This window comes from Methylobacterium sp. C33D (assembly GCF_053345825.1).
Window position 1 is genome coordinate 37,980 of sequence record NZ_JBKFAV010000047.1, and the last position, 6,860, is coordinate 44,839.

Below are 6,860 nucleotides of genomic sequence, written 5' to 3' on the forward strand. Positions count from 1 at the left end.
GCGGGACCGACCGAAGAATCAAGCGCTACGGCGACGTTCTCCGGTCGGATGCCGGCGGCTCCGGCCGGCTCGACTGCAGCGTCAGGGTGGGCTTGCGGGGCAGCGGGGGCGGTGGAGGCGGCGGCGGTGGCAGGACGGGCGGCCTGGGTTCGGGCAATTCGCTTCGGGCCGCGCCCCCGACGTCGGTCGGGAACGTGCAGGTGACCCGGGTGCCGGTGCCCGGCGCCGTCTCCAGCAGGACCCGGCCGCCGTGCAGCTCGACGAAGGAGCGCACGATCGACAGGCCCAGGCCGACGCCCCGGTGGCGCGTGCCGAGGGTGTGGCTCTCGAACCGGTTGAACACCGAATCGGCGATCTCGGGCGGCATGCCCCGGCCGTGGTCGCGTACGCTCAGGACGAGCTCCTGCGCGGTCCGGCGGGCATGGACCTCCACCCGCTGGCCGGCATCCGAGAAGCCGACGGCGTTCGAGAGCAGGTTGAACAGGATCTGGCGCACCCGCTTCCCGTCGGCGTGGACGCTGCCGATATCCTCCGGCATGTCGAGGGCGAGGGTGATGTGCGATTCCGCGAGGCGGTCCTCGATGCCGCGCACCGCGGCCTCGACGGTGGCCTGGACGTCGACCTCCTCGCGCTGCAGCTCCAGCGACCCGGCGTCGATCGAGGCGAGGTCGAGGATGTCGTTGATGATGACGAGCAGCGCCGCCGAGGAGCGCATGATGTGGTCGGCGTACTCGCGCTGCCGCTCGTTGAGCGCCCCGACGGTCTCGTCGCCGAGGAGCTGGGTGAAGCCGATGATGTTGGTGAGCGGGGAGCGCAGCTCGTAGGAGACGTGGTGCACGAAGGTGTCGCGCAGCTGCGCGGCCTTCTCCAAGGCGTCGTTCTTCTCGGTGAGCGCCCGCTCGACGTTCACGCTCGCCGTGACGTCGATCAGGGTCAGGAGCGTCGCGCCCTCCGGGAGCGGCTGCGCGGCGCAGTCGAGGACGGTGCCGTCGACCACCTCCAGGCGGCACGTCCGGGCGGTGCGCGATTCGAGGCCGACCACCGCGTCGCGGATGTCGAGCCACGGCTCCTCGGCCGGGGCGAGCGCCCGGCAGGCGGCGATCACCGCGTCGACGTGCGGGCGCTCCTCGACCATCTCCGGGTCGAGCCGCCACACGGTGAAGAAGGCGCAGTTGGCGAGGGACAGGCGCCCGTCCGCGCCGAACACGGCCACCGGCTCGGCCAGCGTGTCCAGGGTCTCGGCCTGCAGGCGGCGCAGGGCGTTGTAGCGCGACTCGGCGTTCAGGCGGTCGGAGACGTCGTCGAAAAGGTAGGTCAGGCCGCCCTGCGGGTTCGGATCCGCGACCACGCGCAAGGTCCGCCCGTCGGGCAGGTACCACCAGGTCTGGTTCGCCTCAGCGGCCCGGTAGGCGGACAGGACGCCCTGCTTCCAGCCGCGGAAATCCGCGTGCTCCTCGAGCTTGCGCTCCGACCGCAGGTGGTCGAGGATCTCGCCGTCGGAGGGGCGGCCGTCGAGGAAGGCCTGGTCGAGGTCCCAGAGCTGCCGGTAGGCGGCGTTGTGGAAGATCAGCCGCTGCGAGACGTCGAACATCGCGACCGCGGTCGGCAGCTGGTCCAGGGTCCGGACGTTGGCGTTCATCTGCCGCTGCAGATCGGCGCGCACGCTCTCGAGCTCCGACACGTCGATGGCGATCCCGACGCGGCCGGTCTCCAGCCCGGTCTCGAACACGTCGAGCATCCGCCGGTTGCCGGCCACGATGGCCGAGAGGCGCGGGACGCTCCGGGTCAGGCCGGCGGACCGGGCCGCCTCCTCGCGGGCGATCGTCTCCCGGGCCGGCCGGTCGAACAGCTCCAGGCCGGCGTCGAGGGCGGCCTCGCGGCTCTCCGCCTCGACCGCCGCCACGTAGGCGGCGTTGACCCAGCTCAGCCCGCCGTCGCGGTTACGCCGCCAGACCGGCTGCGGGATCGCGTCGAGGAGCCCCGACAGGGCCGACAGCCCGCGGCGGGTCTCGTCCAGGGTCGCGCGCAGGTCGGCGATCTCGCAGCGCTCCTGGCTGGTCTCGCGCAGGCGCAGGAGTGCCCGCCCCGCCACGGCCTGACCGTGCGCCTCGACGCTGCGTCCGGTCTGGGTCCGCAGGCTCAGCGCGAAGCTGGTGCCGCGCGCCCGCAGGGTCTCGACGGCGGCTTCCACGGCGGTCGCGTCGGCGGCGACGAGCCAGGTCCCGAAGGCCAGCACGCGGCGGGCGTAGCCGGAGGTCGGCCGCTCGCCGTGGATGGCGAGGCTGATGTCGCCCTCGACGACCGGCTCGCTGCGCTGGTCCCAGGTGACGAGGATCTGCCGCTCGGCGTTGAGCAGCATCTCGGCCCGGTCGTGGGCGCCGCGCAGGACGTCGAGGGTCCCGGCGAGCTCGCGCTCGCGCCGGGTCCACCGCCCGCGTTCGTAGAGGTGCAGGAGCGACAGGATCACCGCGAAGGCCACGAGGCCGCCGAAGATCGCCAGCGCGGCCACGCTGTGGATCTCCCGCGCGGGATGCGCGGCGGTGGCCTCCGGCAGCTCGGCCAGGGCCGCGCTCGCCGTCGTCAGGGCGAGCGCGCCCACGCCGATCCGAACGTGTGTCGCACGACCGACACCCATGGTTTGCCCCGCCCCCGTACCCGATGGCTGTCCGACCGGCGCGCGTCGCCGCGCGGCGCAGAAGGCACCGTTCCCGCGGCGATTCTCCCGAAGCGCCGCAGCCCCATCGATCTAAGATTCGCCCGCACTCTACAGTGCGGCGGAATCGCCCCGGAAGGGGAACGAAGCGTGGCTATGGGCCGACCCGGCATAATCAGTCGTTAACGACACACAGAAGACACAGTTCGATTCGTCCGGCGGCGCTTGACAAACGCGAAGGCCCGGCGCAGCGCGCCGGGCCTTCGGATCGTCCGATCGGATTCCCTCGCCGGATCGCAGCGGCACGGTGCCGGCCCCGGAGACGAGGCCGTCCGCGCCGCCGGCGACACGTCGTCAGTAGCGGTAGTGCTCGGGCTTGAACGGGCCGCTCTCGGAGACGCCGATATAGGCGGCCTGATCGGGGCGGAGCTTCGAGAGCTTCACGCCGATCTTCTCCAGGTGCAGGGCCGCCACCTTCTCGTCGAGGGTCTTCGGCAGGGTGTAGACCTGCTTCTGGTATTTGCCCGGGTTCGACCAGAGCTCGATCTGGGCCAGCGTCTGGTTGGTGAACGAGGCCGACATCACGAAGGACGGGTGACCTGTGGCGTTGCCGAGGTTCACCAGGCGGCCCTCCGACAGGAGGATGATGCGGTGGCCGTCCGCGAAGGTGATCTCGTCCACCTGCGGCTTGATGTTCGACCACTTGAGGTTCTTCAGGCCGGCGACCTGGATCTCGTTGTCGAAGTGGCCGATGTTGCAGACGATCGCCCGGTCCTTCATCGCCCGCATGTGGTCGATGGTGATGATGTCCTTGTTGCCCGTGGCGGTGACGAAGATGTCGGCGCGCGGCGCGGCATCCTCCATGGTCACGACCTCGTAGCCCTCCATGGCTGCCTGGAGCGCGCAGATCGGGTCGATCTCCGACACGAGCACGCGGCAGCCGGCGTTGCGCAGGGACGCGGCCGAACCCTTGCCCACGTCGCCGAAGCCCGCGACCATCGCGACCTTGCCGGCCATCATCACGTCGGTGCCGCGGCGGATGCCATCGACCAGCGACTCCTTGCAGCCGTACAGGTTGTCGAACTTCGACTTGGTGACCGAGTCGTTCACGTTGATCGCCGGGAAGAGCAGCTTGCCCTCCTTGGCCAGCACGTAGAGGCGGTGGACGCCCGTGGTGGTCTCCTCGGACACGCCCTTGATGCTGTCGGCGAGGCCGGCGAACCAGCCCTTCGGCTTCTCGGCGAGCTTGCGCTTGAGGAGCGCGAAGAACACCTCCTCCTCCTCGCTCTCCGGCTTGTCGAGGAAGGCGGTGTCGCCGTTCTCGGCGCGCAGGCCGAGATGGACGAACATGGTCGCGTCGCCGCCGTCGTCGAGGATCATGTTCGGCATGCCGCCGTCGTGCCAGTCGAACAGGCGCGAGGTGTAATCCCAGTACTCCTCCAGGGTCTCGCCCTTCACGGCGAAGACCGGGATGCCGGCGGCCGCGATGGCGGCGGCGGCGTGGTCCTGGGTCGAGTAGATGTTGCAGGAGACCCAGCGGATGTCGGCGCCGAGCGCCTTCAGGGTCTCGATCAGCACGGCGGTCTGGATCGTCATGTGGAGCGAGCCGGCGATCTTCGCGCCCTTGAGGGGCTGCGCGGCGCCGTACTCCTCGCGGACCGCCATCAGGCCCGGCATTTCCGTCTCGGCGATCGAGATCTCCTTCCGGCCGTAATCGGCCAGCCCGATATCCTTGACGATGTAATCCTTGGCCATGAGTCGATGGCTCCGTGTTCGCGTTGCGGGTCGGGGCAACCCCTAACACCGCGCGGTCTACGAAGCAATCAAGACATAAAGATGTCTTTATGCGTTCCGGTCGGCGGGGCGGCCGCGCGAGCGCCCGCCCCGCTCCGGATCAGGAGCCGTCAGCCGCTCAGCGGGTCGGCCGCGCCAGCCAGCCGAGGCCGAACGCGACGGCCGCCACGAGGGCGAGGGTCGTGCCGCGGTTCTCGTCCGCGCGCGCCGCGAGGGTGCGGCCGTGGCGCACGGCGCGGTCGCGGTAGTGCTGGCCGCGCTCGAGCGCCTCGTCCGCCAGGGCGTGCCCGCGCTCGCTGACGTCGCGGAACCGGGCGCGACCCTCCTCGACGAGGTGCTCGCCGCCGTGGCGCAGGTCGCGGACCGTGTCCCGGGCCTCGCCGTAGGCGTACTGGGCCGCGCCGGCGGCCTGGTCGTAGGCGCCGTCGAGCTGATCGCCGGCCCGGCCGCGGACCGCGCCCGCCGCCGTCTTGATCCGGCCGCGCAGATGGCGGACGCCGCCCTCGAGATGATCCCTGTTCATGCTGTCTCTCCTATCCGGCGCGCGCCCCGGGGGCGCGACGCCTGCGTCGGGGCGGAACGACGGCGGAAGGCTACGGTTCCCTGCGGCGCCGCGGCGCGGCCTCAAGTTTCCGTGCTTCGGCGCGCCCGTGGCGGAAACAGGTCCGGGCCGGATCGACGACCACGGCCACTACGACGCCAATGCCGGGCGGGCGATCCATGCACATCGCGCGCGGGCCGTCGCCCCGATCTCTCGCCACGACCCGGCCTGGTCTGGGCCGCGCCGCCGCGGCGACTTGCCGGGCCGCGGGAATATCCCTGGGCGGGGCCTAGATCTCGATCTCGGTCCCGACCTCGACCACCTGCCGGGTCGGCACCCCGAAGAAGGCGCCGGTGCGCTCGGCGTTGCGCTGCATGAAGGCGAACAGGTTCTCCCGCCAGGGCGCCATCCCCCGCTTGTCCCGTCGCGGGATGATCGTCTCGTGCCCGACGAAGATGGTCATGTCGTCGAGGACGTGCGGCGGCAGGTGGCGCGATTCCACCGCGCAGGCCAGCCCCTCGGGGATCGAGGCCTCCTCCATGAAGCCGTAGCGCAGGATCACCCGGTAGAAATCCGGCGCCAGGATCGTCACGTGGGCGCGCTGGTCGCGCGGGACCGTGGGCGTCTCCTCGTAGAGCGCCGTGATGATCAGGATGCGCGCCATCAGGGCGTGGTTGCGCTCCACGAAGCGCGAGAGGTGCAGCGGGATGCCGTGCTCGGCCGCCGAGAGGAACGCGGCCGTGCCCGGCAGCCGCAGCAGGTCGCGGTGCTGCAGACCGGCGAGGAAGACGTCCTCCGGCAGGCGCAGGGCGGCCCGCGCCTCCTCGACCAGCTCGTTGCCCTTCTTCCAGGTCAGCATCATCGCGGCGACGAGGCCGGCGAGCACCAGGGGAAACCAGCCGCCCTCCAGGATCTTCACGCTGTTGGCGGCGAAGAACACGAGGTCGATGGCCAGGAAGAAGCCGTTGACCGCGAGGACCAGGGCCGGGTTGTAGCCCCAGCGGAGCGCGATCAGCGCGGCGAGCAGCGTGGTGATGCCCATCAGCATCGAGACGGCGATGCCGTAGGCGCCGGCCAGGGCGTCGGAGGAGCCGAACACCACCACGGCGGTCAGGGTCGCCACGGCCAGCAGCCAGTTCACCGCCGGCACGTAGATCTGGCCGCGCTCCTCGTGCGCCGTCTGGACGATGCGCATGGCCGGCAGGAAGCCGAGCTGGACCGATTGCTGCGTCAGCGAGAACACGCCCGAGATGATCGCCTGCGAGGCGATGATGGTCGCCATCGTGGCCAGTGCGATGAGGGGCAGATGGCCCCAGTCGGGGCAGAGGCGGAAGAACGGGTTCTCCAGGGCGTCGGGCGCGGCGATCAGCAGGGCGCCCTGACCGAAATAGTTGAGCACCAGCGCCGGCAGGACCAGCACGAACCAGGCGACGCGGATCGGCAGGGCGCCGAAATGGCCGAGATCGGCGTACATCGCCTCGCCGCCGGTCACCGCCAGGAAGGCCGCGCCGAGCATCGCGAAGCTGACGTGCCAGCCGGCGTGGAGCATGAAATCGACGGCCCGGAACGGGTTGGCCGCCGCCAGGATCTCCGGTTTTGCGACGATCCCGGCGATCCCGAGGAGCCCGAGCACGACGAACCAGACCAGCATGACGGGCCCGAACACCCGGCCGATGGCGGCCACGCCCTTGTGCTGGACCAGGAACAGCCCGACCAGGATCACCAGGGTGATCGGCACCACGTAAGGCCCGAGCGCCGGCGCGTCGATCTTCAGCCCCTCGATCGCCGACAGCACCGAGATCGCCGGCGTGATCGCGCCGTCGCCGTAGAGCAGGGCCGCGCCCACCAGCCCGACCACCAGCAGCAGCGCCT

General features: G+C 71.0%; 4 protein-coding genes. All 4 read right to left on the reverse strand.

The window, feature by feature from the left end; genetic code table 11:
* Positions 1-25 precede the first annotated feature (25 nt).
* Positions 26-2,635 carry a sensor histidine kinase gene (locus tag ACLBXO_RS27475; protein ID WP_331317500.1) on the reverse strand — a complete coding sequence of 870 codons (2,610 nt, stop codon included), beginning with the start codon at positions 2,633-2,635 and terminating at the stop codon, positions 26-28.
* Positions 2,636-3,007: 372 nt separating this feature from the next.
* On the reverse strand, positions 3,008-4,408 hold the full coding sequence (gene ahcY / locus ACLBXO_RS27480) for an adenosylhomocysteinase (RefSeq protein WP_091679894.1): 1,401 nt from the start codon (positions 4,406-4,408) through the stop codon (positions 3,008-3,010).
* A gap of 157 nt (positions 4,409-4,565) precedes the next feature.
* Positions 4,566-4,970 carry a CsbD family protein gene (locus ACLBXO_RS27485; RefSeq protein ID WP_447687380.1) on the reverse strand — a complete coding sequence of 135 codons (405 nt, stop codon included), beginning with the start codon at positions 4,968-4,970 and terminating at the stop codon, positions 4,566-4,568.
* A 307-nt stretch (positions 4,971-5,277) separates the two neighbouring features.
* Positions 5,278-6,860, reverse strand: a 1,583-nt coding sequence (locus ACLBXO_RS27490; RefSeq protein WP_447687381.1) for a potassium transporter Kup, incomplete at its 5' end; no start/stop codon positions are given.